The 26,426-nt window shown below is 58.5% G+C and carries 28 protein-coding genes and 5 tRNA genes; 7 read left to right on the top strand and 26 right to left on the bottom strand.

What is annotated here, in order from left to right:
- Positions 1–25: 25 nt before the first annotated feature.
- From FGQ67_RS02395 to FGQ67_RS02405, 3 genes are all read right to left on the bottom strand, one after another.
- Complete coding sequence (locus FGQ67_RS02395; protein WP_138339818.1) at positions 26–232, bottom strand: hypothetical protein; 207 nt, start codon at positions 230–232, stop codon at positions 26–28.
- 191 nt (positions 233–423) lie between these two features.
- Positions 424–1,200 (bottom strand): hypothetical protein, encoded by a 777-nt coding sequence (locus FGQ67_RS02400; RefSeq protein ID WP_138339819.1) that lies wholly within the window; start codon positions 1,198–1,200, stop codon positions 424–426.
- Positions 1,201–1,512: 312 nt separating this feature from the next.
- Positions 1,513–2,823: an O-acetylhomoserine aminocarboxypropyltransferase/cysteine synthase family protein gene (locus FGQ67_RS02405; RefSeq protein WP_138339820.1), complete on the bottom strand. Its 1,311-nt coding sequence runs from the start codon at positions 2,821–2,823 to the stop codon at positions 1,513–1,515.
- Between the two features lie 273 nt (positions 2,824–3,096).
- Between FGQ67_RS02405 and FGQ67_RS02410 the strand changes: the two genes are divergently transcribed.
- The 5 genes from FGQ67_RS02410 (at position 3,097) to FGQ67_RS02430 (ending at position 6,621) form a co-directional block, all read left to right on the top strand.
- Positions 3,097–3,999 (top strand): LysR family transcriptional regulator, encoded by a 903-nt coding sequence (locus FGQ67_RS02410; RefSeq protein WP_138339821.1) that lies wholly within the window; start codon positions 3,097–3,099, stop codon positions 3,997–3,999.
- Positions 4,000–4,047: 48 nt separating this feature from the next.
- Entirely contained in the window at positions 4,048–4,584 is a 537-nt protein-coding gene (gene rnhA / locus FGQ67_RS02415) for a ribonuclease HI (protein ID WP_117637459.1), read from the top strand.
- A 75-nt stretch (positions 4,585–4,659) separates the two neighbouring features.
- Positions 4,660–5,766 (top strand): Gfo/Idh/MocA family protein, encoded by a 1,107-nt coding sequence (locus FGQ67_RS02420; protein WP_138339822.1) that lies wholly within the window; start codon positions 4,660–4,662, stop codon positions 5,764–5,766.
- Positions 5,767–5,768: 2 nt separating this feature from the next.
- On the top strand, positions 5,769–6,179 hold the full coding sequence (locus FGQ67_RS02425; RefSeq protein WP_138339823.1) for an acylphosphatase: 411 nt from the start codon (positions 5,769–5,771) through the stop codon (positions 6,177–6,179).
- 61 nt (positions 6,180–6,240) lie between these two features.
- Entirely contained in the window at positions 6,241–6,621 is a 381-nt protein-coding gene (locus FGQ67_RS02430; protein WP_171025146.1) for a Fur family transcriptional regulator, read from the top strand.
- Positions 6,622–6,697: 76 nt separating this feature from the next.
- Here FGQ67_RS02430 and FGQ67_RS02435 read toward each other — a convergent pair whose 3' ends face one another.
- From FGQ67_RS02435 to FGQ67_RS02445, 3 genes are all read right to left on the bottom strand, one after another.
- The gene (locus FGQ67_RS02435; RefSeq protein WP_171025147.1) at positions 6,698–7,495 is read right to left on the bottom strand and encodes an HAD-IIB family hydrolase; all 798 of its coding nucleotides are present in this window, start codon (positions 7,493–7,495) and stop codon (positions 6,698–6,700) included.
- 83 nt (positions 7,496–7,578) lie between these two features.
- The gene (locus FGQ67_RS02440; protein ID WP_138339825.1) at positions 7,579–8,157 is read right to left on the bottom strand and encodes an urease accessory protein UreE; all 579 of its coding nucleotides are present in this window, start codon (positions 8,155–8,157) and stop codon (positions 7,579–7,581) included.
- A 3-nt stretch (positions 8,158–8,160) separates the two neighbouring features.
- A complete protein-coding gene (locus FGQ67_RS02445) occupies positions 8,161–8,589 on the bottom strand; it encodes an FKBP-type peptidyl-prolyl cis-trans isomerase (protein WP_055286916.1) in 429 nt (142 codons plus the stop codon).
- Between the two features lie 120 nt (positions 8,590–8,709).
- On the opposite strand from FGQ67_RS02445, the gene FGQ67_RS02450 reads away from it, so the two are divergent.
- Both FGQ67_RS02450 and FGQ67_RS02455 read left to right on the top strand, forming a co-directional pair.
- Complete coding sequence (locus FGQ67_RS02450; RefSeq protein ID WP_138339826.1) at positions 8,710–9,723, top strand: dipeptidase; 1,014 nt, start codon at positions 8,710–8,712, stop codon at positions 9,721–9,723.
- Between the two features lie 74 nt (positions 9,724–9,797).
- On the top strand, positions 9,798–10,574 hold the full coding sequence (locus FGQ67_RS02455; RefSeq protein WP_171025148.1) for a M48 family metallopeptidase: 777 nt from the start codon (positions 9,798–9,800) through the stop codon (positions 10,572–10,574).
- Positions 10,575–10,580: 6 nt separating this feature from the next.
- Here FGQ67_RS02455 and folB read toward each other — a convergent pair whose 3' ends face one another.
- The 20 genes from folB to FGQ67_RS02555 form a co-directional block, all read right to left on the bottom strand.
- Complete coding sequence (folB, locus tag FGQ67_RS02460; protein ID WP_138339828.1) at positions 10,581–11,066, bottom strand: dihydroneopterin aldolase; 486 nt, start codon at positions 11,064–11,066, stop codon at positions 10,581–10,583.
- A 42-nt stretch (positions 11,067–11,108) separates the two neighbouring features.
- Positions 11,109–11,690, bottom strand: coding sequence for an HD domain-containing protein (locus tag FGQ67_RS02465; RefSeq protein WP_171025149.1), 582 nt, complete (start codon positions 11,688–11,690; stop codon positions 11,109–11,111).
- Position 11,691: 1 nt separating this feature from the next.
- Positions 11,692–12,249 (bottom strand): GTP cyclohydrolase I FolE, encoded by a 558-nt coding sequence (gene folE / locus FGQ67_RS02470; RefSeq protein WP_117583879.1) that lies wholly within the window; start codon positions 12,247–12,249, stop codon positions 11,692–11,694.
- 66 nt (positions 12,250–12,315) lie between these two features.
- Positions 12,316–12,897 carry an anaerobic ribonucleoside-triphosphate reductase activating protein gene (gene nrdG / locus FGQ67_RS02475; protein WP_138339829.1) on the bottom strand — a complete coding sequence of 194 codons (582 nt, stop codon included), beginning with the start codon at positions 12,895–12,897 and terminating at the stop codon, positions 12,316–12,318.
- A 431-nt stretch (positions 12,898–13,328) separates the two neighbouring features.
- Positions 13,329–15,551 (bottom strand): anaerobic ribonucleoside-triphosphate reductase, encoded by a 2,223-nt coding sequence (gene nrdD, locus FGQ67_RS02480; protein WP_055309732.1) that lies wholly within the window; start codon positions 15,549–15,551, stop codon positions 13,329–13,331.
- 566 nt (positions 15,552–16,117) lie between these two features.
- On the bottom strand, positions 16,118–16,585 hold the full coding sequence (locus FGQ67_RS02485) for a hypothetical protein (RefSeq protein WP_138339830.1): 468 nt from the start codon (positions 16,583–16,585) through the stop codon (positions 16,118–16,120).
- A gap of 100 nt (positions 16,586–16,685) precedes the next feature.
- The gene (locus tag FGQ67_RS02490; RefSeq protein WP_138339831.1) at positions 16,686–17,885 is read right to left on the bottom strand and encodes an MFS transporter; all 1,200 of its coding nucleotides are present in this window, start codon (positions 17,883–17,885) and stop codon (positions 16,686–16,688) included.
- 73 nt (positions 17,886–17,958) lie between these two features.
- Positions 17,959–19,071 carry a butyrate kinase gene (gene buk, locus FGQ67_RS02495; protein ID WP_138339832.1) on the bottom strand — a complete coding sequence of 371 codons (1,113 nt, stop codon included), beginning with the start codon at positions 19,069–19,071 and terminating at the stop codon, positions 17,959–17,961.
- Positions 19,072–19,074: 3 nt separating this feature from the next.
- Positions 19,075–20,082: a phosphate acyltransferase gene (locus tag FGQ67_RS02500; RefSeq protein ID WP_138339833.1), complete on the bottom strand. Its 1,008-nt coding sequence runs from the start codon at positions 20,080–20,082 to the stop codon at positions 19,075–19,077.
- A gap of 5 nt (positions 20,083–20,087) precedes the next feature.
- Positions 20,088–20,321 carry an acyl carrier protein gene (locus tag FGQ67_RS02505; RefSeq protein WP_055251381.1) on the bottom strand — a complete coding sequence of 78 codons (234 nt, stop codon included), beginning with the start codon at positions 20,319–20,321 and terminating at the stop codon, positions 20,088–20,090.
- A gap of 104 nt (positions 20,322–20,425) precedes the next feature.
- Positions 20,426–20,848 (bottom strand): Zn-ribbon domain-containing OB-fold protein, encoded by a 423-nt coding sequence (locus FGQ67_RS02510; RefSeq protein WP_138339834.1) that lies wholly within the window; start codon positions 20,846–20,848, stop codon positions 20,426–20,428.
- A 38-nt stretch (positions 20,849–20,886) separates the two neighbouring features.
- Positions 20,887–22,173 carry a thiolase family protein gene (locus FGQ67_RS02515; protein ID WP_249934364.1) on the bottom strand — a complete coding sequence of 429 codons (1,287 nt, stop codon included), beginning with the start codon at positions 22,171–22,173 and terminating at the stop codon, positions 20,887–20,889.
- Between the two features lie 321 nt (positions 22,174–22,494).
- Positions 22,495–23,112, bottom strand: coding sequence for a TetR/AcrR family transcriptional regulator C-terminal domain-containing protein (locus FGQ67_RS02520; RefSeq protein WP_128620091.1), 618 nt, complete (start codon positions 23,110–23,112; stop codon positions 22,495–22,497).
- 28 nt (positions 23,113–23,140) lie between these two features.
- On the bottom strand, positions 23,141–23,629 hold the full coding sequence (locus FGQ67_RS02525) for a 4'-phosphopantetheinyl transferase family protein (protein ID WP_171025150.1): 489 nt from the start codon (positions 23,627–23,629) through the stop codon (positions 23,141–23,143).
- Positions 23,630–23,914: 285 nt separating this feature from the next.
- A tRNA-Val gene (locus FGQ67_RS02530) sits at positions 23,915–23,989 on the bottom strand.
- A gap of 3 nt (positions 23,990–23,992) precedes the next feature.
- Positions 23,993–24,068, bottom strand: a tRNA-Gly gene (locus FGQ67_RS02535).
- Positions 24,069–24,209: 141 nt separating this feature from the next.
- Positions 24,210–25,943: a glycoside hydrolase family 13 protein gene (locus FGQ67_RS02540; protein ID WP_138339836.1), complete on the bottom strand. Its 1,734-nt coding sequence runs from the start codon at positions 25,941–25,943 to the stop codon at positions 24,210–24,212.
- 178 nt (positions 25,944–26,121) lie between these two features.
- Positions 26,122–26,197: transfer RNA gene (locus tag FGQ67_RS02545), tRNA-Gly, on the bottom strand.
- A gap of 42 nt (positions 26,198–26,239) precedes the next feature.
- Positions 26,240–26,313, bottom strand: a tRNA-Cys gene (locus FGQ67_RS02550).
- A gap of 34 nt (positions 26,314–26,347) precedes the next feature.
- Positions 26,348–26,423, bottom strand: a tRNA-Gly gene (locus FGQ67_RS02555).
- Positions 26,424–26,426 lie beyond the last annotated feature (3 nt).

The following is a 26,426-nucleotide window of genomic DNA, read 5'->3' on the forward strand; positions in this document are numbered from 1 at the left end:
TGGCCAAAAATCAGCTTCACAACGGTTAGAGCTGCGACTCCGACGCCTGGCCCTCATCGTCGCGACAAAGGACTACACCCGCACTTCCCAGCAGTGCGGCCGCGATCAGCGCGCCGACCACGATAGAGGCAGCCCCACAAGACCCTTGCATACCCGCGACGAGCGCGGCCGTAGGACCAAGGCAACCAAGCGTCAATGCAACGGCGGCAACGGCGATATCTCGAGCGTTCACAAGACCACTTCCTCCACGAGAAAGACCTTATTTCTCATGAACTAGTGTGCCCCGCGCCCATATGCGCGGCGTACTGCCACGGTAAGCGCTCTGTTAACTCAAGCACGCACAAAAAACGGACGCCTCTACGTTGTGCCCAAAGGCTCAGTAAAGACGCCCGCCCATCATGTGCCCATTTTGCTTATGGAAGATTACCAACCGGTGTAGTAGTCGGTGGTTCCGGCAGCGCAGCCGGAGTCATAGACCTTGCAATCACCCTTGGAGCCCGTAAAGGTCGAGCCCTGGGCCATATCGCCCGCGGCAACAACGTAATAGCCGTCGGAATCGCGCCAGAAGCCCTCAGAATCCTGAGTCCATTCGCCCGTGCGATAGTGATAAAGCACATTGCTGCTGTAATAGGTCTCGCGGCGCCCGTTGTAGTTATTGACACCCGCAGAGCGCGTCAGGCCCGATCCGTTCGCGTAGGACGCGGCAGACGCGTAGGACGGAGTGTAACCGGCGTTGTAGTACGAAGCCTGGGCGGCCTCGGCAGCCTCCGCCTCGGCGGCAGCAGCCTCGAGCGCTTCGCGCTTGGCATCCTCAAGCGCAGTGCGCAGCTCATCGAGCTCGGTCGACTTCGCGTCGACCTCCCCCATCGTCAACAGGCTACCCGCACCGTCGATACAACCCTGCAGTACAGCGCGCTCGTCATCGGTGGCATAGTCACCGTACATGTTCATGATGATCTGAGCGCGCATCTCCAGGGAATCGCGCTTGGCCTCCATCGAGGCGTTCCACTCCTGCATGGAACCATAACCGTCGCCGCGATAGTCAACGGGCTGTACCAGCGTCGTCTCGGACGGCGTAGATCCAACCGTATCGGACAGTGTTGCGGCGTGGGCATCAGTTGCACCGGCGCCCGCCAAAAGTGCCACGGTCAGAGCGGCGGAAAGGGCGGCGGCTTTCGGTTTTCGTGAATCGATCCTCATGTAGCTGGAAACCTCCGTAGTGCGTTTTTGCTGCGTTTGAGCTGCGTGTGATTCGATCGCGCTGCATAGTACCCCGAGCACATCGCGACCTGCGGTTTTACTTAAAAGGTGCACGTCAATTGCGTAAAACTCACATCCTCTCAACAGGAGTTTTCCACAACTCGAATGCATAAAGCGTGTCAAAAACCCTGTTTTTGCACCCGCTCTATGCAAAAAAGGCACCTGTGCAACCATTGTTCGCATAGGCGCCTTGAGCAGGCATTTTATGCAGTTATACCTATCGAGTCGCATGGGGTCCTTGCACAAGTCGCCTTACTCGTCCAGCGCGGCGAAGGCCTGCTTCAGATCCCAAATGATATCCTCGGCGTTCTCGGTACCGATGGAAAGACGGATCGTGGAGGGCGTGATGTTCTGCTCGGCGAGCTCCTCGGCAGAGAGCTGGGAGTGCGTGGTGGTAGCCGGGTGCACGACGAGCGACTTGACGTCGGCCACGTTGGCGAGCAGCGAGAAGACCTGCAGATGATCGATGAACTTCCAAGCTGCCTCCTGGCCACCCTTAATCTCAAAGGTAAAGATCGAGGCACCGCCACGGGGGAAGTACTTCTGATAGAGCTCGTGATCGGGGTGCTCAGACAGGCTCGGGTGGTTCACCTTGGCGACATGGCTGTCACCAACCAGGAACTCAACGACCTTCTTGGTGTTCTCGACATGACGGTCAACGCGCAGCGACAGAGTCTCGGTGCCCTGGAGCAGGATCCAGGCGTTGAACGGGCTGATGCAGGCGCCCTCGTCACGCAGCAAGATAGCGCGGACATAGGTTGCGAAGGCGGCGGGACCGGCAGCCTCGGCAAACGAGACGCCATGGTAGGAGGGGTTGGGCTCGGCGATCTGCGCATACTTGCCGCTCGCCTTCCAATCAAAGTTACCGCCGTCGACGATCACACCGCCCAGCGAGGTGCCGTGGCCGCCGATGAACTTGGTTGCGGAGTGAACGACGATGTTGGCACCATGCTCCAGCGGACGGAACAGATACGGGGTGCCGAAGGTGTTGTCGACGACAACCGGCAGACCGTGCTTCTTAGCGATCTCGGAGATGGCGTCGATGTTGGGGATGTCGGAGTTGGGGTTGCCGAGCGTCTCGAGATAGATGACCGTGGTGTTGTCCCTGATGGCACCCTCAACCTCTTCCAGGTTATGGGCATCGACAAACGTGGTCTCGACGCCAAACTGGGAGAGCGTATGCTCCAGCAGGTTGTAGGAACCGCCGTAGATGGTCTTCTGGGCGACCACGTGGTCACCGGCCTGGGCGAGAGCCTGCAGGGTATAGGTGATGGCAGCGGCACCGGAGGCGACGGCAAGACCTGCCACGCCACCCTCGAGTGCGGCGATACGGTCCTCGAAGACGCCCTGGGTGGAGTTGGTCAGACGGCCGTAGATGTTGCCGGCGTCGGCAAGACCAAAGCGGTCGGCGGCGTGCTGGGAATTGCGGAACACATAGCTCGTGGTCTGGTAGATAGGCACGGCGCGGGAGTCGGATGCGGGATCGGCGCTCTCCTGGCCAACGTGAAGCTGCAGGGTATCGAAACCAAAGGTGTGCTCGGGGTTGTTGATGAACTGGCTCATGATGATCTCCTTGATCGAATAAAAGTAATAAGAGTAAGAGAAGTAAGTCGCTGTCTCCTGATCACGCCGACGGACGCAAACAGGAGCCCGGCATTCGTCTTGGTAAGCAATTCATATGCGGGCCTCCTTTCGCATCCCGGTTCCGTGGTCGGCTTAATTACCTACCGCCTTTGTGTGTTTTGAATAGTACGAGCATTGTTTCGCTCGGTCAATCACTTAAAAGCGCTAACCTGTTATCGGTTTTTTAGATAGCTATCGAAAGGACGGGCACCGATGACCCTTCAGCAGCTTCGTTTTCTGATCGCCGTGGCAGAGTCCGGCTCAATCAACGCCGCAGCTCAGCGCCTCTATACCGCTCAGTCCAACATCTCAAACGCCGTCAAAAGCCTGGAACAGGAACTTCATATCGAAATCTTTACGCGCTCTAGCCGTGGTGTTGCACTCACCAACGACGGCACCGAGCTTTTGGGCTATGCGCGCCAGGTCGTAGAGCAGGCCGACATGCTCGAGGCGCGCTACGAGGACGGCGGCACCCCGCAAGCCCGCCTCGCCATTTCCGCCCAGCACTACGCCTTTTCGGTCGAGGCCTTTGTCAACGTGGTCGAGCGCTGCCGCGACAGCAAGTTCGAGTTCGTCATGCGCGAGACCACCACATCGCAGATCATCGATGACGTCCGCGCGTTTCGCAGCGACATCGGCATCCTCTATCTGGACGACTTTAACGCCCGCGTTCTGCAGAAGGCTTTTGCCGATGCGCGCGCGAGCTTCCATCCCCTATTCGACGCGACGGTCCACGTCTTCGTTAGCGAGCGCCACCCGCTTGCCCGCCGCCCGCAGCTGTCCCTTGCCGACCTCACACCCTATACGCGTTATAGCTTTGAGCAGGGAACCTCAAACTCCTTCTATTACGCCGAGGAACCTTTTAGCTATATCCCTTGCGACCGCAACATACGAATCTCGGACCGCGGAACACTTACTAACTTACTTATCACGTCGAACGGCTACACCCTGTCGACCGGTGTCCTCTCCAATGAAATGCAATGGGGTATGGCATCGATCCCGTTAGCAGACGCCCCAACGATGCACGTAGGCTATATCATGCACGACGAGCGCAAGCCCTCTCCCCTCCTGCAGCAATACCTCGACGAGCTCAACCGCATCATCCATGCCAACTAACTGTCGGAAGACGGGGTAGAAATCGTAGAATGCTAGCCCCCGGCGGGCATGGCGCTACAATGGTCACTCACACGAAACGTACCCAACGAAAGGAAGCCCGTGAAGGTCATCATCTATACCGACGGCTCGGCCCGATCAAATCCGGGACGCGGCGGCTACGGCGCCGTGCTCAAATACACCAACCCCGCCGGCAAGACCTTCACCTCCGAGCTTTCGCGCGGTTACGCCAAGACCACCAACAACCGCATGGAGCTCATGGCGGTCATCGTGGCGCTCGAGGCACTTAACCGCCCCTGCGAGGTCGAGGTCCATTCCGATTCGCAGTACGTCGTCAACGCCTTTAACAAGCACTGGATCGACGGCTGGAAAAAGCGCGGATGGAAAACCGCCAACAAGCAGCCCGTCAAGAACCGCGACCTGTGGGAGCGCCTACTCACCGCCAAAAGCAAGCACAAGGTTGAGTTCATCTGGGTTAAGGGTCACGCCGGTCACGAGCTCAATGAGCGCTGCGATGAGCTCGCCACCACGGCGGCCGACGGCAGTAACCTCGATATCGACACCGGCTTTAACGAGAGCGACCTGTAACGGCGTTTTCGCACGCTATTTCCTGCCCCCTCGCGCTACACTCATCCTGTAAACCGAACGGCACGAGGGGGATACATGCTGCGTATAGCGACCATCGGCACATCCATGATTACCGACGACTTTATCCAGGTCGTCAACGCCAACGACCAAGCCGCGTTTGTGGGCACGCTCTCGCGCGATGCCGAGCGCGGCGCCGCCTTTACCGCCGAACACGGCGGCGAGCGTAACTTCACCGCACTTGACGAGCTTGCGTCCGCCGACGACGTCGACGCCGTCTACATCGGCAGCCCCAATGCGCTCCACTACGAGCAGGCCCTTGCCTGCATCGCCGGTGGCAAGCACGTCATCGTCGAGAAACCCTTCTGCGCCACCGAAGCGCAGGCGCTGGAAGTCTTCCGCGCTGCCGAGGCAGCAGGTGTCGTGGCCCTCGAGGCCATGCGTCCCCTCCACGACCCCGCCTTCCACGCCATCGAGGACGCCCTGGGCGAGATCGCCCCCATCCGCCGCGCCTCATTGCGCTTTGGCAAGTATTCCTCGCGCTACAACGAGATTCTCGCGGGACGCGCCACCAATATCTTCGACTGCAATATGGCATCGGGTTCCCTCATGGACATTGGCGTCTACGCCGTCGAGCCCATGGTCGAGATTTTCGGCATGCCCTCCGGCCTTACGAGCATGACTACTCTGCTCGACCCCACCACGCGACAGCTCACGCACGGCCCCATCGACGGCTGCGGTTCCATCCTCGCCAGCTACGGCGGTGGCCGGATCTCCGTCGAGCTCGCGCACTCCAAAATTACGAATGACCTGCTGCCCTCGCAGATCGAAGGCGAGCGTGGCACTATCCAGATCGACCATCTGTCCACGCCCCGCAACGTCCGCATCGACTATCGCGGCGACGTCGTACGCGGCTCGGCGACCGAGGCACCGCGCGAACAGGGAGACAACGGCCGCGTGCTCGACCTGCCCAAATCGAGCAACACTATGGAATACGAACTCACAGACTTTATCACCGCCATCGGCGGCATCGATAACATTAAGGAAGAGATTTGGGAGACCCCGGCAGGACGCCACGAGCTTGGCCACTACCGCGATGTCACGCTCGTCTCACTGCGCATCATGGATGCCGTGCGCCAGCAGGCCGGCATTACCTTCCCGGCCGACGCAGGCAAGCAGGCATAGCGATGGGCCTCTTCGATACGTTCTTCTCCAGCGTCACCGGCGGCAGTCGAGAGCCTCAAAAACCATCAAACGTCGAGCTCGAGCTGCGCCGCAGGCTTACCGTACTCGCAAGCGACGAGGCCACTCAAGACACTCCCCTGCGCTATTTCCTGCACTGGACGGGGCAAGTCCAAGGCGTTGGTTTTCGCTTTACCAACACCAACCTCGCGCAGGCACGTGCACTCACCGGCTGGGTGCGCAACATGGAAGACGGCTCAGTCGAGATGGAGATACAGGGAGCTCCGGCAAATATCCTATCTCATCTCGAGGCGCTTCATGCCTCCTACGAGCGCATGGGAACGCGTTTTCGCCTCGTAGACGCCCAGGCCCGAACCCCACTTACCAATGAAGACGGTTTCACGCCTCGTTATTAGTATTGTGTGCTAAATACGGTATCATTTACCTACGACCGTTGATAGAAAAGAGGCGAGGCGCATGGCGGTGCAAAGAAGGAATACCAGGCAGCGAAAGCTGGTTCTTGACGCCGTGCGCCAAAGCTATAACCATCCCACCGCCGACGAAATCTACAACGCCGTGCGCGAACAGGATGACAAGATCAGCCGCGGCACGGTCTACCGCAATCTCAATCTCTTGGCCGACGCCGGCGAGATTCTCTCCATCAAGACGCCGGGCGGCAGCCGCTTCGATCGCACGATCGAGCCGCATGCGCATATCATCTGCACCTCATGCAGCCGCGTCATCGACGTACCGCTCCCCTTCGATGCCCAGCTCGACGCCAAAGCGTCCGAGCAAATCGGCTGGCACGTCACGTCGCACTACACCATCTTCGAGGGTCTCTGCCCCGACTGCCGGTAGTCTTTGAGGCGTGCCCGCAAATCTACTTGCCCATCCGCTACAGCAAACAGTACATTTCTAGGCATGTCGCGAAAACCTACTCGGCGAGCAGACGGCGCAGTTCTTCTTCGACCGTGCGCACGTAACGGACGTGGTCGTTGATGCCACGCATAGAGGGATTGCAGCTCTCCATTAGATAAGGATGGCCCACTACGTTGAGCATGTCGCGGTCGTTTTCGTTATCGCCAAACGCCATCATCTCATCGGGCGAAATACCCAGGGCACGACCATAATCGGCAAGCGCGGAGCCCTTGCCCGAACCGAAACCGATAAAGTCCGTCCATTCGGTTCCCGACGTCATCACGTCAACACGGTCGCTAAAGAGGCGCTCGAAATACTCCAGGGCCGCCGGCTGATCCACCTCGGGCGTCTGGAAGGCGATCTTAATGACGTCCTCGTCGATGTCCTCGGGGCGGTCGACCACCGCCACATCGCAGTGGACCTCATAGCGCAAATGATCGACGAACGCATCGTTGCCGCTCATGGTGTAGAGGTGTCCCTCACACGAAAGGGTCACGTCGGCATGGGGATACGCAACCACGGCATTCGCGATATCCATAGCAAGACTACGCTCCATGGAGCGCTTGACGACGGCGCGACCCTCGCTCATGACCAGGGCACCGTTTTCGCATACATAGGCGAGCTCGTCTGCCACCGGCGCAAAGAGGTAACGCAAGCTCGCATATTGGCGACCGCTCGCCGGCATAAACACGATACCGCGACGATGCAGCTCATCGATGAGCTCAAAGGCCTCGGAACGCGGCTCGTGCTCCCCCGGATGCAGCAACGTGCCGTCCAAATCGCATGCAATCAGCTTGATTCCTTCAAGACCCATATGCTTTCCCCCACAGCATCTCATCAACAGAAAGACGGACTTTGAATAGCTGCCTCTCAAAGTCCGTCTTACTCATACGCACGTTAACCGCGCGCCTTCTTTACGATCGTAAAGTCTGGAGCCATACTCACAACGGCATCCGCCGCACTCGACGCAAAGCGCCGGTCCGCATCGAGTTCACGGGTAACCACCGAGAGCCGTACGCCCTCGACGCCCCGGAGCATGCGGCCCAAAACAGGCTGCACCGGCGTATACATGCGCACGGTATGCTCGTCCGAATCGCCTCGGAAAAGCGGCGCGTGCATATTGCCGATTTCCCAGCACGCATGCGCGAGCGCAATCGGATCCATTCGGTCAACTTCGACCAAATAAACCTCGGCGCTGCGCAGGCGCACGACAACCGCCACGGGCACCATGCCCGAGCGGTCGATGGCGAGCACGTCGCCGTCGGCAAGACGACCGCCGTCGGCAGTATCCAGCCGAACATCGATCGTGCGCCCCAGCTCCGTCACGCCCACAAACGCGCGCGTATCAGCCTGGTCCCAATCGAGCAGTAGCTCGTCAACTTCAAAGACGCCGCCCAAATTCCGGCGGAGCAGGAGTTCATAGGACGGATCGTTGAGATTTCCCAAGCATGTCGTCGAAACCAAGCGTTCAGGCATACTCTAACCCTCGACCTCAACGAGCTCGATATCAAAGTTGAGGTCCTTGCCGGCCAGCTCGTGGTTGGCGTCGAGCGTCACGGCCTCAGGCGTTACGTCGATGACCACGGCGGGGACGGGCATGCCGCTCGGCGTGGACAGGAAAAGCTTCATGCCCTTCTCGATCTGCTCGATGTTGGGAACCTGTTCGGCCGGGAAGGTAATAACCATCTCGGGGTTGTGCTCGCCGTAGGCATCGGCAGCAGGAATGTGCACGGTCTTCTTCTCGCCCACCTGCATGTCGACAACAGCGGCGTCGAAGCCCTTGATCATCTGACCGGCGCCGCACGTGAACTCCAGCGGCTCGCCGCGATCGTAGGAGCTATCGAACTGCGTGCCGTCGTCGAGCGTGCCGCGATAATGAGTCTTGACCTTCTTGCCCTGGTTGGACATGGCAACCTCCGTGATAAGGGCGGCGCACAACGCGGGCCGCCGTGAACATATGGCGCTAACTATACCCTAGTCATACAATTCAAAGACAGTTTGCAAAGAAACGCTGCAACCGGAGGAACCATGGCATATCCCGTATTTGACCTACACTGCGACACCGCCGACCGCATCGGCTGGGCCACGCTCGATCTCGACCTGCGCTTTACCGCCGGCACCGACGGTTATTTCCCCGGCGACGAAACGCATCCGCAAGATTTCGACCTCATCGAGGGCAACGCCTGCGCCATCTCGCTCGCAAAGATCGGCAACACGCCGTGGGCACAGTGCTTCGCCACGTTTGTCCCCGATGAGATTCCCACCGCCCACGCCGCGCGCTTCCAGGCGCAGATCATGGCGCACATGAGCGGCCAGGCAATGCTCAACCACGACCGTATGGTCAACGTGCGCAGCGCCGCAGACATTCGCCCCGCACTCAAGGACGGCAAGGTCGCCTGCATCCACACCATCGAAAACGCCACGTTCTTTGCCGAGGACCCCGCACTGATCGAGGTGCTCAAGAGCTTGGGCGTGCTTATGTCGTCACTCAGCTGGAACGCGCAGGGACCGCTCGCGAGCGGCCACGACACCCACGCCGGCCTCACCGCCGCCGGCATCGAGGCGCTTACGCAGATGGAGCACGCCGGCATGGTACTTGACGTCTCCCACCTCAACGATGAGTGCTTTGACGAGGTTGTCGCCCACGCCACGCGTCCCTTCGTCGCCAGCCACTCCAACTCCCGTGCGGTTTGCGGCGCCAAACGCAACCTTACCGACGACCAGTTCCGCACCATTCGCGACATGGGTGGCATCGTCGGCCTCAACTACTGCAGCGAGTTCCTTTCCAACGACGCAACCGACAAGACCGCCGCAGACGTCACCTTCGACCAGCTGGCGGCACATATCGAGCACTGGCTCGACCTGGGCGGCGAGGACGTCATCGCGCTCGGCGGCGACTGGGACGGCGCCACTGTGCCCGCTTTCCTCTCCGATGCCAGCAAGATGCCCGAGTTCCAGAACATGCTTTCCAAGCATTTTGGCAAGACCGTGATGCAAAAGCTCTGCAGCGACAACGCGCTTGCCTTCTTCGAGCGTTATTAATTTCACATCCCTTGAGCGGGCCGGCATGCCGAACGGTCGACATGCCGGCCCGTCCCCAATCTGAAGGACCGCTTTTGACGCAGCAGTTTACGATTTCCGTATCCCGACCGGATGGGACGCCCATCCCCGTCGTCGTTACCAAAAAGCGCGTCAAGAACTTCAACCTACGCGTCACATCGAGCGGCGAGGTCCACGCCAGCGCACCGCTCGGCGCCAGCCGCGAGCGTATCGAAGCGTTTGTAAAGCGCAACAGCGCCTGGATTATCAGCCGACTTGCCCAACGCGAGCAACGTCAGGCGACGACGCGAGAGCCGCTCAGTCCCTCGTCCATCATTGCGCTTTGGGGCAAACCCATCACCGTTCAGGATGCACTCGACCACAACTTTGAACCCCCCGCGCCGCGGCCCAAGCAGGCTACCTTCGCAAGTTTTATGGGTACCGACGAATCGGACGAAGGCCCACAGGCCAAGCGGTGCGCAATCCTCGACGGCCTAACGCCTAACGAACTCCAAGTCCATATCGACCAGCTCTATACGTCCGAAGTCACATCGGCGCTGCGTGATATGGTGCACGCATACGAAATCGCAATGGGTGTCGCCGTATCCCGCGTTTCCGTGCGCGGCATGAAAACGCGCTGGGGATCATGCACGCCCAAGACCGGAGCCATTCGCATCGCACGCGAACTTGCCGCCTATCCCATCGAATGCCTCGACATGGTTGTCGCCCACGAGCTCGTCCACTTGCTCGAGCCAAGCCACAATCATCGGTTCCACGCCCTGCTCGACGCGTACTGCCCCAACAATAGAGCGCTGTCGCAACGGCTCAAGCAGCCACCCATAGAGATGTATTAGAACCGGTTAGCGCACGCGCTCGATCTCGACACCGCAGCTTGCCAGGGGAAGACCGACGGGCGCCCAAGGCTTATCGAGCTTAACGCGCACGCCAAGCAGCAGGGGGTAACGACGTAGCAGCATCTGGGCCACACCCTCGGCTGCAGCCTCGATGAGCTTAAACGTATGCTCGCGCAGATAGCCATCGACATCGTGGCACACCGAGCCATAGTCAATCGAGGCGTCCAAGTCATCGTGCTCTCCCGCTGCACGCAAGTCGGCATAGAGCACCAAGGACACGATGAATTTCTGGCCCAGCGCGTTCTCTTCGGGATACACGCCGTGGTTGGCAAAGACCTCGAGACCGTCGATAGTAATGCGATCGGCATGGCGAAGATCGTCATAGCTCACGTGGGGCACCGCCGTTGCAGTGGATATTTCGCCCCTTCCACGGCGGGCGAGCTCGGCGCCTTCAGTCTTGGTTGCATTCTCGGGCAGTTTCTTGTTACTCATCGCGATCGTCTCCTTCGTTTAGAACCCCGACCGCACAACTAACTACACGCGAATCGACAGGTTCTTTTTATCATCGCTCCAGTTGCAAGCATTGCGCGCGGGGCATGCAAAGCAGGCGCGCGACGCTTTGTCGGCTGCATAGAGCAGACGCTCAAGCGGTTGGCTGTTCACGCGCAGCTTTCGATGGCCCAGAATGGCCGTCTTAATGGCTGCGGCATCGGCCGGCTCAAACGCCACATCATCGGACATGCCGCCGAGGATCGCATCAGCGACGCGTTCGCTTGCAACATCATGGGATATACCCGATTCATACTGTTCATCTTTGCCGATATCGTGAAGAAGTGCCGTGGCGTAGATGACCTCGCGGTCAAATTCGAGCTGTTCCTCGAGATTCTTGATCCACATAATGCGAGCGACATCGAGAAGATGGTCAATACCGTGGCGGCAGAAGATGCGCCCCGATTCCAACTGTGCAATGTTGCCCAGGTGCCGACGGAACAGCCCGTTGGCACAAATGTAATCAATGCGAGGCATGGCACCAAAGGGAGTCAGGCCCGAAGCCATAAAGCCGCGACGCGACGTCCCCTCATCGGTCTTCGATGTAAAGTCGTTGACGACCCTCATGCTAACGGCCCAGCATCCTAAAGAACCGCTCCTCGAGCGCGGGATCGGTCTCAAAGACGCCGCGGCGAGCGAGCGTCACGGTCTTGGTGCCGGGCTTTTGCACGCCGCGCATGGTCATGCACATATGCTCAGCCTCCATGAGCACAATCGCTCCCTGGGGAGCGAGATAATCCATGAGGGCGTCGGCAACCTGCGCACACAGCTGCTCCTGCAGCTGCAGACGACGGGCATAGACTTCAACCGTGCGAGCGAGCTTAGACAGACCCGCCACGCGACCGTTAGGGATATAGCCGATCGCAGCCTTGCCATAAAACGGCAGCAGATGATGCTCGCACAGCGAGTAAAACGTGATGTCGCGCTCGATAACCAAATCGTTCGAAGCGACGGCAAAGGTTTTGGACAGGTGCTCCTCGGCACTCTGCTCCATACCGCCGGCGATCTCGCCATACATACGGGCAACGCGCGCCGGGGTCTCCAGCAGGCCCTCACGAGTTGGGTCCTCGCCTATGCCCTCAAGCAACAGCTTAATGGCGGCCTCGACTTTTTCCTGATCGACCATCTGGGCCTCACTTTTCCGATTTCACGTTCGCGCTATGGTACCACGCCCTTTGGCATCGACCACAAGCTACATAGTATGGGTCGAATAGACCGGATCATCACGCCAAAGTTCAACCGCATCACAAAGCGCAACGCCCTCGCGCTCAGCACGGTCGCGCGTAGCGTTCATATCGATCACACGCTGGTTACTCGAGCCCCTAAAGCGCAATGAGATATCGTACAGATCCTGAACAAACGGGCCATCCACCAACATATCGAGGCAGGCAAGGATACGGTCCGTCACCTCGGTGTGGTGGCGACCACCCGGCATAAGCTCCTCGAGCACGTCGCCGGTAAAGCACCAAATGGTCTTGCCCGACCCCGCAGGATAGGCCGCACGCACGCGTTCGATAAAGTCAACAAGCCCCGCCTGATTCTCGGGCTCCATGGGCTCGCCGCCCAGAATCGTCAGGCCATCGATAAAGGGATGGTCAAGACTCTCGATAATCTTATCCTCGACGGCGCGATCGAACGGCTCGCCCGCAGCAAAGTCCCACGCGACAGAGTTAAAGCAATTCTTGCACCCACGACGGCACCCGCTCACAAACAGAGAAGTACGAACGCCTTCCCCATCAGCAATGTCGAAATACTTAATGTTCGCGTAGTTCATAGGCAACCTTTCTGGGGGTCTGGAGTATATCATCCCGTCCTCAAACAGCTTCGCTCGCTGCGCTCGCTGCAGAACTGCGGGCGGGACGATATACTCCAGACCCCTCGCGAGCGATGCTCGGTGAACAAAGCGAACATCGAGTATAGGGTTCGAGGTCTAATAAATACTGAGTTGCAGCTCAACCGACTTCGCAAGCAAAGCGTTGTTGCAAGTCAACTCATTTCCGCTAAGAACTTCGAGGAGTGAGCAGACCACGAGCTGCATCTCAGCTACGTCAACTTGGCTGAACCGAGAGGGCCGCTTGGGCTTTTGCTCGATATGAGTTCCGCACGCAAAGAAGGCCACTTAATGTGGCCTTCGTCTTGCGCAGGACTGTCCGAAATAGCGAGCAAATGCCCAAGCGGCCCTCTCGGATCAGCCCCGGAGCGGTATTAGAGATGCAGCACGCGGTCGCGGATCTCCTCGGTTCGGCCCTGGTTCCAGAACTGGGTACCGATGTAGCCGCACGTACGACGAGCGACATTCATCTTCTCCTGGTCACGATTGCCGCAATTGGGGCACTCCCACACCAGCTTGCCGTCATCCTCGACAATCTTGATCTCGCCGTCGTAACCGCACACCTGGCAGTAGTCGCTCTTGGTGTTGAGCTCGGCGTACATGATGTTGTCGTAGATGTACTGCATCACGCGAATGACAGCCTTGAGGTTGTCCTGCATGTTGGGGACCTCAACGTAGGAGATAGCACCGCCCGGCGAAAGCTGCTGGAACATACCCTCGAACTTGAGCTTGTCGAATGCGTCGATCTCCTCGGACACGTGGACGTGGTAGCTGTTGGTGATGTAGCCCTTGTCCGTCACGCCCGGGATGATGCCAAAACGACGCTGCAGGCACTTGGCGAACTTGTAGGTCGTCGACTCAAGCGGGGTACCGTACAGCGAGAAGTCAATATCGCTTTCGGCCTTCCACTCCGCGCACTTGTCGTTCATGCGCTGCATGACGGCCATGGCAAAGGGCGTACCCTCCTTCTCGGTGTGGCTGTGGCCCGTCATGTACTTAACGCACTCATACAGGCCGGCATAACCCAGACTAATGGTGGAGTAACCGCCCACGAGCAACTTGTCGATCGTCTCGCCCTTCTTAAGGCGAGCCAGGGCACCGTACTGCCAAAGAATCGGTGCGGCATCCGAAAGCGTACCCATCAGACGCTCATGACGGCACAGCAGGGCGCGGTGGCACAGCTCAAGGCGCTCGTCGAAGATCTTCCAGAACTTGTCCATGTCCTGATGCGAGCTCAGCGCGACATCGGGCAGGTTGATGGTCACAACGCCCTGGTTAAAGCGACCGTAGTACTTGGGCTTGTTCGGGTCATAGTTCAGCGCGTTGGCCACGTTGTTAAATCCGTTACCGGAGCGGTCGGGCGTCAGGAAGCTGCGACAACCCATGCAGGTATAGCAGTCGCCGTTGCCCGCGGTCTCGCCCTTCGACAGCTTGAGCTCGCGCATCTTCTTCTCGGAGATGTAGTCGGGCACCATGCGCTTGGCGGTGCACTTCGCAGCCAGCTGAGTCAGGTAGAAGTACGGGGAATCCTCGTGAACGTTATCGTCCTCGAGCACGTAGATGAGCTTGGGGAACGCCGGGGTGATCCACACGCCGGCTTCGTTCTTAACGCCCTCATAGCGCTGACGAAGCGTCTCCTCCACAATCATGGCAAGGTCATGCTTCTCCTGGGGCGTACGGGCCTCATTGAGATACATAAAGACCGTCACGAACGGCGCCTGGCCATTCGTGGTCATAAGGGTCACGACCTGATACTGAATCGTCTGAACGCCGCGACGGATCTCGTCACGCAGGCGGTCCTCAACAACCTCGCGGACCTTTTCGGGAGATGCGGAAACGCCGAGCTCCTCGAGCTCGCGGGCGACCTCGCCGCGAATCTTTTGACGGCTCACCTCGACGAACGGGGCAAGATGGGTCAGCGAAATCGACTGGCCACCGTACTGGGAGGAAGCAACCTGAGCGATGATCTGCGTCGCGATGTTGCAGGCAGTCGAGAAGCTGTGCGGCTTCTCGATCAGCGTGCCCGAAATAACAGTACCGTTCTGGAGCATATCCTCCAGGTTCACCAGGTCGCAGTTATGCATGTGCTGGGCAAAGTAGTCCGAATCATGGAAGTGAATCAGACCCTCATTGTGAGCATCCACAATCTCCTGGGGCAGCAGCACACGCTGGGTCAGGTCCTTGGAGATCTCGCCGGCCATGTAGTCACGCTGAACGGAATTGACGGTCGGGTTCTTGTTGGAGTTCTCCTGCTTGACCTCTTCGTTGTTGCACTCAATCAGCGACAGAATCTTGTCGTCGGTCGTGTTCTTCTGGCGCTTCAGGCTCTGAACATAGCGATAGATGATGTAATGGCGAGCGACCTCGTAGCAGTCGAGACGCATAATCTCGTCCTCGACCAGATCCTGAATCTCCTCGACCGACACGGTGTGGCCCGCGTTCTCGCATGCCTCGGCGACGTTTTGTGCCGCGTAAACCACCTGGCGGTCGGTAAGACGAGAGCTCTCCTCGACCTCCAAGTTTGCGGCGCGGATGGCATTGACAATCTTATCGATGTCAAAGACAACCTCGGTGCCGCTGCGCTTGATGATCTTCATCCTCTTGCCTCTTTCGCGTCGAAATCGTATTGCGCTTCAGAGCCAAACGATGCCCGGCAGGGCTTGCCCCTGTCTTGCGGCGCCGTCGCGCAATCTGTGTTTTCGAAAACCATAGGCCCTCATGCGGACAATCCTCGCAGCCAATCAAGGGGCTCGAAGATCCATCCAAATGGGGCGAATAAGGTCCTCGTTCTCTGTCCGCCATCTATCATACGACAAAGAGGCATCTATATCCTGTATTCTTTTTTTAGGTCAAACACAACATATAGTGTTTCAGCAGGTCAAAGCAATTAGTCATTTTGCAGACGCATTAATTATGAGGGGTTCTTGGCAAGTCGGCAAAACGTTACCAACACGGCTACCTGCATGGCAGTTATAAACCCCCTTAGTCAAGCCGCTGACAAATCCTACCAAAACCAAGCCGCTCACGCCAAAAGAATCCAAAAGATTATGCTTGACCAACATGTTGCGGTCGAATGCCGGCGGACGGAGCGACAGGACTGTAAACGCTCGGAAGACTACAGCCCCGGCGCCCCGTCCGCCGGCATTCGATAGGCGAGGAGCTATTACTTCTCTTCGCGAGCTATCATGCGGCCGAGAGCCGCTGTAAAGGGATCGAGCAGCACGCCGGCGATAACCACAAAAGCCCACCCCTTTGTGACAAGGCCTGCCCAACGCGCGAAGAACGTACGGCCTTCAATCGTTCCGAATCCTCCCCGGAAGGCAATCTCGCCAAAAACGATCACCATAAAAAGGAGCGTGGCACCGATGACCGTACCGGCGATCTTGTGCGATGTACTCCCCTGCTCAAAACCAAAAAAGTTCAGGCACATACCGACCGTTTTGCCAAACATCGGAAGTGCGCTCAGAACCTCGGCGATTACCGTGGCCACGATGAGTTGTCCCCAAAAGCCCGTGGGGCTCGTCAGATCCAAGCCAGGCGCCCCTTCGATGATGGGGAGAAACGCGCAGAGCAATAGCGGGTTAAAGAAGCCGTTGAGAATACCGATAACGCGCCTGACAGGTAACTTCATAGCCGTAAGCCTTTCAAAGTCATTGATAGAAAGAGGGCCGCCGGCATATGTCGGCGGCCCCGATAAAACATGATGTACGGCAAAGCAACTACTAGAACGGCTACTCTGCCTCGCCGCCGGCCGCCATCTTCTCGGCCTCGGCAAGCTGGGCCGGGGTGAGCTTGCGATACTTAATGGCGCCAAAGACGACACACGCCGCACAGACGATCATGCCGGCGATGAACTTCTGGTCAATCGTTGCACCAAACGGCGACGTTACGGCCTCAAACACAATGGGAGACAGCGCCATGCCAAAGTTGATGCCCGCCATGCCAATGGCGAGGTTAAACGCACGTCCCTCGGGGGCAGAGTTGCCGGCGGCAAAATTGCCCTCCAGCGGCACGTAGGTCTCCTTGCCCAGCGCGACGACAAAGCCCGCAACGCACAGCACCATAAAGGCGGGCGCAATCAGCGTCAGGCCCAGGCCAATGAGCGTCACGCCCCACGCGATCGGCATGGCCAGGTTCTTAAACTTGGCAAACAGCGGACCGACCAAAAGACCAGCCGCAATACCAGCAACGGTCATAACAGTAGAGGCAAGACCGGCCTCCACGGTACCGCCAAAGCCGCGACCCACAACAAGCAGCGAGACGTTAGAGCTGAAGAGCTGGAACGTGAGTACGAACACAAAGCTCATGAGCGTGATAATCGCGACCTCTTTAGGCATATTGGCGAACACGTTGACCTTGCGCTTGGGCTCAAAATGACCCTCGGGAAGGCAAACAGCCTCAATGACAATAAACACGATCATGATGAAGTACGCCGCATAGCTGTGGAACCACTCGGCAGAACCCAAGATGCCGGAAACCATCGTCCAGATAATGCCGCCAAGTGCAACAAAAGTGGAGTAGATGCCCATGACAAACGAGCGCTGCTTTCCGCCAAAGTAATCCGCGATAAGAGCGTCCGTTGAATTCTGCACGGCGCCGAGACCAAGGCCCATGACAGCAGAAGCCGCTAAGACCTGGCCGAGCGAGTCGTGGAACACCAGCACCGAGGCGCCTGCCAGCATCACGATAACGTGACCGACAAGCGTCGTCTTCTTCTTGGACACGCGAGAGGCAAGCTGTGAAGAGACGAGCATGGCGGACAGTGCCATCATCAACGGGATGATGCCGATGATCATCTGGACGGCAGCGATGTTTTCGTTGGGAAATGCCGCCGCAACAGAGGCCACGATGGGGACGGGCACCAACATGCCCATAATGCACATGGCGGCAGCATAAATGCCCACCAGGTACTTGATCTTGGTTTTATCCATGATCCATCCTTACACTTAGAAAAAGGGTCGGGGCGGCCGGACGTCATCATCGGCCGCCCCAAACACAGCACTATCAGTCGTTGAATCCGGTGAACACGGGCTCTCCGCTGTACACGAGCGCTTCCTCGACACCATCGAGCACGCGGCAGGCGCCAGACGCCATTGCCTCGAGTTCAAACTCGCCGGGATAAGCCGATACGGGGGCGATCCAAGAGCAGCACTCCTCAATTGAGGCAACGAGCTCCTTGCTGTGGACCATGCCGCCTCCGAGCAAGATGCCGTCGACGTCGCCCTTCAGCACGCAAGCCATCTCGCCAATCCACTTGCAGATTTGGTAGACCATTGCATCCCAGGCGCGAGCCGCAGCCTTATCGCCCGCAGCGGCGCGATCGCACACCTCGATGGCATCGGACGTACCCAAAAGGTCAACGAAGCCACCGGTCTTCATGCAATGGGCGCGGGCAACGTCGAGACCATGCTCTGCCGTATACTTCGCAATCTCGATCGCGGGAACCGATCCGCAGCGCGTCGGCGCCATGGGACCCTCGCCGCCAACGATGTCGTTGCCGTCCACCATCTTGCCCTTAAGATGAGCCGAGATAGAGATGCCGCCGCCGATATGGCAAACGATGAAGTTGCACTCATCATAGGGGCGACCGAGCTTTGCCGCATGGCGGATGGCGGTCTCTTTAAGATTAAGGGCGTGCAGGTGCACGTTTCGATACACGCCCTTAATGCCCGTCATACGTGCGAGGTCGCACAGCTCGTCGGTATCGGGAGGATTCACCACAAAAGAGGGCTTTCCCGTCTTTGAGGCAAACTCATGGGCAATCTGGGGTCCCAGCTGCGCCGGGTGTTGAATGCCATTTGCGCCAACGCGAGCATGCTCGAGCATGACCTCATTGATGGCATACGTGCCGCCGGGCAGCGAAAGCAAGCCGCCGCCACGACCGACAAATGCATCAAAGTCCTCGAGCTTCAGGCCCGCCTCCTCCAGTGCTCCAAGAATCAGATCGCAGCGATACGGCATCTGAGCCGAAACCCCGTCGAACTGGGCAAGGTCCTTCGCATCGTGCGCAACGTTCTTACTGAGCTTGCACTCATCGCCCTCAAAAACGCCCACCTTCGTGGAAGTGGAACCCGGGTTGATTACCAGGATGCGCCGGGGAGTCTTTTTATCGGACATACCTTAAGCCTCCTTAAGCGCCTGAGCGCGCACGCAGCTCATCACCACGTTGCCGACGATCTCATCGACGGGCGCAGAGCGCGAGCAATCGCACACGATCTTCTTGAAGCCCTGAAGCATGGGACCGTAAGCATTGGCGCCGGTCAGATTCTGGATGATCTTGACGCCGATATTGCCCACGTTGATATCGGGCCAGATGACCACGTTGGCTTGGCCCGCAACAGCAGACTCACGATGCACCTTCTTGGCCGCGACCTTGGGGTTAATCGCCGAATCAAACTGGAACTCACCGTCGATGGCAAGGTCGGGACGGCGATCGTTGGCAATCTCGCGAGCACGACGTACCTTATCGACGAGTTCGTTATCCATCGAACCGTCAGTCGAATGCGAAAGCAGCGCGCAACGGATATCCCATCCGGTCAGCGAGCGCACCGTTTCACTCGACGAAATCGCGATCGAGGCAAGCTCCTCGCTCGTGGGGTCAACGCAAACGGCAGAATCGCCAAAAGCCAAAAGGCCACCTTCGCCGCCGTTCCAGTTGGGAATGTCGGCGATACCGCACGAGCTCACAGTGTCCACCCCGTCAGCAAGACCGACGATGGTCTGACCCGCCAGGATGATATCGCCCGTAGCGTTATCGATACCGGCGAACATAACGTCGACATCGCCGAGCACCTGCAAAATCAGGGCGCGCTCAAGCGGACGCGTCATACGGCGCGCAGCGCCCTTGGGCTTAAACTTGCAATCCGGATGCGAAAGGTAGCGCTCGCAACAAGCGGCGTTCGCCCCCTCGTCGGTCACATCGACAATCTCGATGCCGTCAAGGGAGATGCCGCGCTCATCGGCAAGCTCCTTGAGCTTAGCGCCGTCTCCGACCAGCACACATTCGGCAAGATGCTCGGCGGCGATCTTTGCGACCGCCTGCATCATGGTCTCGTTTTCGCCCTCGGGAAAAGCAACGCGCATAGGCTTGGCGGCAGCCTGCTCGCGCAGGGTCTGCATCAGGTCCATGGCAGTTACTCCATCTCTTCGGCAGTGCGCTCGATAAGCTCGCCGATGGTCTTCATGACCATGACCTCGCGAACGGGAACCTCGGCATCGAGCTCGTTCTCGATCATGGAGGTCAGAGCGATCATCTTCATCGAGCCCTTGCCCAGGGTCTCAAACGTCGTCTCGGGGGTCACATCGCCGTCATAGTTGTAAGCGGACTTGGCGAAATCGCAGATCTGCTGAGTGAGTTCTTCGTTCATGATGGTGCCTTTCTGATTAAAAAGAGGGACGGCCGCGGCGGGCAGGAGACAGGTATCCCGCCGTGGCCTAAGAGAGGAATCGAATTGTTAAAAGGGGTGAAAGCCTAGTCGTCAAGCTCGAACGTGAGCTCTTTGTAGCCCGGTCGGTCGATGACCTTGGCATGGATGCCAACGGTCTCGCCCGCCATGAGCTTGGCGCGGATCTCGGGGGCCTTCTTCTTGGTAATGCCGTAGATGACGTAGGTATACTGAGAACCTTCGTCGATATCGACAGCGCCGTAGGCGTACTTGCCAAACTCCTTGAGGTAGGGCTTGTCATTCTGCGGACCAGGCAGGGTAAAATCGATCAGGTGGCCGTGACCGGAAACCTGGACCCAGTCGGTCTTGTGGTAGCCGCAGGCATTGCAGGCAAGGTGGGGCGGAAACTCAACGGCTCCGCACTCGGGGCACTGGCGTGCCCAATAGATGCCCTCTTCAAGACCCGTGTAGAACTTCTTGACCACGGGCTCCATATCTTTGAGTTGCATGAGAATACTCCTTATGGGAAATCGAAAACCGCGGTCGCTTAGGCGACGGTACGAAGGATCTGGCAGCGCACGTTCTGAGAACCGCCAAAACCGCGCAGGAACGCCGTCTCGGGAACCTTCTTCATCTGGGTGGCACCGGCGACGCCGCGCATTTGCTTAACGGCCTCGACGATATCGGCGATGCCCGATGCGCCATGTGCGTGACCAAAGTTGCAGCGGCCACCGTGCGGGTTGATGGGCTTATCGCCGTCAAAAGCGGTGCGGCCATCGATCGCGTACTTCCAAGCCTCGCCGCGCGGAATATAGCCGCACTCCTCAGCCGAGACGATCTCGGAAGCCAGGAAGAAGTCATTGCACATGAACAGGTCGATCTCGTCGGGGCTCACGCCGGTAAGGTCGTAGACCTGCTTGGCGGCAAGCTCGGTAGCCCAATGCTCGTTGTGAAGCAGGCCGGCTTCGACGGCAGAGGCCCCCGTGCCCAGAACCTCGATAGGTGCATACGGGACACCCATGGCCTTGGCCTTCTCCGTGGGCATCACGACAACAGCTGCGGCACCGTCGCATTTCTTCTCAAAGCCGGTAACGCGCAGGTACTGCGTGACGCGCGGGTTGTACATGCTCTTGAGATACTCGTCGGCGGTATCGAAACCGGCTGCCTTCGCATCCTCCTCGACCGTGGTCTCGTACCAGGCAAGGGGATTCAGGACGGCACCGCGGCGAAGGCTCTTGGTAAGGCCGTTCAGGGCGTCATCAATCTGTTCGGCAGTAAGGTCGTACTGCATCGAATACTCGTTGATCCAGTTGTCGAACGACACGCCAAACGCGCCGTCGAGTGGACGACCATAAGCGCGGTCATAGATCTTATCGAGCGAGGGAATCATAACGTCGAGCGTAAAGTCCTGACGAATATGGGAGGGCATATGCTCAACGGGAAGCGTCGAAGCCAAATCGCAGGCACCCGTAAGGACAACATCGTAGGCACCGGAGGCGACTGCCATCACGGCCTGCTCAAGGGCGACGTAGCCCGTGCAGCAAGCCTCGGAATGATGGACGGAGCCCTTGGCACGAACGCCAAACCAATCGGCAACCTGCATGTTGGGGGTAATGCAATCGCCAACGAGATACGGATTGGCGCTGCCGTGATAGAAAAAGTCGATATCGCGGGGCTCAAGACCGGCATCGGCAATTGCCTCGAGGGCCGCATAGCCAAACGCCTCGCCCTCGCCAATACCCTGGGTCTCGGGATGCTCCTCAAAATCCTTGAACGGGGTGCAGCCCACGCCTACAATCGAGACGCTGCGCATGTTCTTTCCGAGCGTAACCACTGAATATCACATCCTAATCATGTGAAGGTGTACGGAGTGATGGCGCAGTCCGGCCGCGAGCGAAGGTGAGAGAGCGCTCGCGGCTTTTCTGTGCCGTCACACGTTGAACTACTGCAGTGGTTCTTTTGAACGTAGCTTTAGTTTATGAGGGGTTAAACGAGACACGTGAGACAAAAAGCCCCGATGTGTCCCATCATATGGGGCACATCGGGGCTAGGCGTTCCAAATAGCAGATAAATGGCCATACTTAAATCGATTCATAGGGCCGGATTGCTCTGAATCCGCAAACCTTGCAACCGTTCATCCCTAAAAATCAGCCGTTCACCCGAGCGGCTTTTCAAAATCGGGGATGCGTGGGTGCCAGTGGCGCGATGCATCGTCGACAAAGAGCGGTGCGTAGAACATGCGATTGAGGGCGGCGGCAACGGTGCGCGCCTCAAGGTCGGGCCGGGCCTCGAGCCAATACTGAATGAGGTTATGGTGGCCCGCAAGCGCAAATGCTAGATACAGATCGAGGTCCGTTTCATCGGAAAAAGTCGAGCGAAGCCGATTGCGAAAATAGTCATGCATAAAGATCGTTGCCTTGTGAGCAAACACGGGATCGCCGTTATCGCTGTTAAGTGCCAAAACTTTCGAGCGATTAGCCTTGAGGATCTCCATGCGCTTGATCATCGTGGGCGTAGGGTCCAGCTGCGCATCGCCAAAACGAGCCTCCAACGCAACATCATTGATGTCCTGCATATTCTGGAGCAGCTCATCTTCAAAACGTTTAACCACATCATCGACAGAGCGATAACAGCGATAGAACGTCGATTTGGATGTATGGGCAAGGCGAAGTACCTCGGCCACCTTAATCGACTGCACCGGAGTTGTCGCCATAAGTTCAAAGACGGCATCCTCGATCCGTGAAGCAATATCGTTTTGAGCGTTCAGTGACATGGCGGCCTCCCCTATTGGCGATTGGCTCCTATGCTACCCGAAAGGCATGCTCCTTGACGACGATACGAGGTATAGAGCGTGCCGCACAAGAGATGACGCAGCGACCGTATGTCATCGACGAAGTATTCCATCCGCCGGGCATGCCATCTTTGCGAGGGTCAATCGAAAACCCGACGCCTTCAGCCTTGAGGATGGCCTCGATGCGCGTCCACGTCTGACTCATGCGAAGATTGCGTTCTTGCAAATTGGGGGCAGCGTTAATCCACGCGCGCTCGTCGTCGTTTGCCATACGCCCAACCGCAACGGGAGCAATCTCATCGATCGCCTCGATATCCACGCCAATAGGTCCTCCGACCGACCGAGCAACATCGGAAACAGCGAGGACGGCCACGCTTCCGCCATGTGAAATGGAAATAGAAGGTGCCTCCCCATCCGCAAGCTCGATCTTGCCGAAAGCAGAACGCGCAAGCTGGGTGTCGTCGAAGACACCCAGGGCGTCGCGAAGCAGCAGACCCACGCCTGCAGCTTCCCTCCGAGACGCAATTGGGAGATCACCGTTGGAAGCACGTAAGGCATAGCGTCCCGCGATTAATGCCATATCAACGGTCTCGCCGGGATCGATCGCAGAAACGTCAACGAGATGCACGGTTATGTTCAAAATGGTCAACCCCCACTCGATTGAGATGACAAGGCTAAACAGACGCTTAGAACCGCTCTTTCCTGAATCGAGATACCTTTTGCCGGCGATTTGGCGACGTAAAACAAAACAGCCCAGAGGCAAAGCCTCTGGGCTGCGAACATTTGGTGGGCGTTAGAAGATTTGAACTTCTGACCTCTTCCGTGTCAGGGAAGCGCTCTCCCCCTGAGCTAAACGCCCAAATGGAGCGGACAACGGGGCTCGAACCCGCGACCCCAACCTTGGCAAGGTTGTGCTCTACCAACTGAGCCATGTCCGCTTACGAGGATTAATCTTACGTGATACCCGCATCCTATGCAAGAACTTTTTTTGAAAAGTTTTGCGACGCCCTCGCGAACCTCGCGAAGACATCAGCCGCCACGGAAGGCGCAGACAAACGCAAACTCGCCGCAAGAGGCTCCTATATCTCACCGAGCATGATCCAGGCGGAGCTGTCCTGCGCGAGCCTGCCGTCTGCAAGCGGTGATGAGGTGAGCAGGACCCTGCCCGCCGGCAGCTCCACGGGTGTTGCACCGAAGTTCGTCACACACGCCCAGCCGTTGTCGCGGCGATAGGCGATGACGCCGCCCTCAGCGCCCTCGGCACCATCCGCAAGACCGGTGCGCCCGTCAAGATCGAGCCACGCAAGATCGTTGGCGCACCCGCGCAGCTTGCGCCGCAGCCAGAGGGCGTCACGATAGAGCGCAAGCATCGATGTCGGGTCCGCTTCTTCCCTATCGGCAGCATAATCGGAAAACCATGCAGGTTGCGGCAGATGGGGCGCCGCATCGGCGTCCGCCAGCGAAAACCCAAACGATCCGCCCTGCGCGGGATCGTCCGCCGCCACCCACGGCAGGGGCACACGGCAGCCGTCGCGCCCCTTCTCACGCTTCGGTCCGCGCGTATTGGTCGCAGTAGGATCTTCGAGTGCAGCCCACGGGATGTCAGCCACCTCAAAAAGGCCGAGCTCCTCACCCTGATACACGTATGCCGAGCCCGGAAGCGCCAGCTCAAGCAAAAGGGCCGCCCGCGCGCGGCGCTCGCCGAGTTCACGGTCCTCGTCATAAGACGACCCGTCGCGTAAGAGCCAGTCGAGCGCAATCTGGTGGTAGCGCGTCGCCTTGATTTGCGGCAGGGCATAGCGTGTCGCCACGCGCGGCACGTCGTGGTTGGAGAGTACCCAGGTCGAGGCGGAATCGGATTCGATGGCCGCCTTCAAGCCCTCCTCGATTGCAGCGTGCATGTCATCATAGGTCCAAGTGGCCTTGGCGAACTCAAAGTTAAATGTCTGACCAAGCTCGCTGGGACGCGCGTAGAGATACTGACGCTCGGGCAGCACCCACGCCTCGGCAACGGCGCTGCGCGGCGGATCATAGCGGTCGAACACGCGACGCCACTCGCGATAGATCTCGTGGACCTCGTTGCGGTCCCACAGCGGATGGGTGCCGTCGTCAACCATGTCATCGCCCTCGGCAAGATGCCACCGGTCGAGGTCATCGCGGTCGAGATCCTTGGCGAGACCGTGCGCCACATCAATGCGAAAGCCATCGACGCCTCGATCGCTCCAAAACGCCAGGACGTCGCAAAAGAACGCATGAACCTCGGGGCACGACCAGTCAAAGTCCGGCTGCTCGGGCGTAAACATGTGCAGATACCACTGACCGTCCGCAACACGCGTCCAGGCGGGGCCGCCAAAGTTGGCATTCCAATTGGTGGGAGGCAGCTCGCCATGTTCGCCGCGACCATCGCGAAAGATATAACGGGCGCGCTCGGGCGATCCGGGGCCGGCGGCAAGAGCGGCTTTGAACCAGGGGTGCTGGTTGGATGAATGGTTAGGCACGATGTCGACGATGACCTTGATGCCGCACGCGTGAGCCGCAGCGATCATGTCATCGAAGTCGTCAAGCGAGCCGAGACGTGGATCGACATCGCAGTAGTCCGCCACATCATAGCCACCATCGACAAGAGGCGATGGGTAAAACGGGCTCAGCCAGATGGCCTCGATACCCAGCCGCTCAAGATAGTCCATCTGCTGGGTAATGCCCGCGATATCGCCCAGACCCGAACCAGTCGAATCCTTAAACGAGCGCGGGTAGATCTGATAGATCGCGGCATCGGACATCCATGAGCGAGAAGAGGACTTTTCTGTAGCCATGGGGTGCGCCTCCCTTGCAACGAGGTTTTGCGAGATGTCCACGATGATACGCTCAAAGCTAACATTCGCGGCAAATAACACCACAGCCACGCCCCAAAACACTCGCCCCCTCTCGGGTTCGAGCCCAGGCGATGGATACGAAAAAGCCCGGCTACCGTAGTAGTCGGGCTGTTGTGCTTGGAGCGGACAACGGGGCTCGAACCCGCGACCCCAACCTTGGCAAGGTTGTGCTCTACCAACTGAGCCATGTCCGCATATGTAAAACAAAACGGGCGCCGGAGCGCCCGGATGTTGCCTGGAGGCGAAGCCCGGATTCGAACCGGGGGTAAAGGCTTTGCAGGCCTCTGCCTTACCACTTGGCCACTTCGCCGAAAAAGGACCGCCTAAACGGTCCGGAAATGCAATGGAGCGGACAACGGGGCTCGAACCCGCGACCCCAACCTTGGCAAGGTTGTGCTCTACCAACTGAGCCATGTCCGCTTG

The organism is Collinsella aerofaciens (assembly GCF_005845035.1).
Taxonomy (GTDB): domain Bacteria; phylum Actinomycetota; class Coriobacteriia; order Coriobacteriales; family Coriobacteriaceae; genus Collinsella; species Collinsella aerofaciens_I.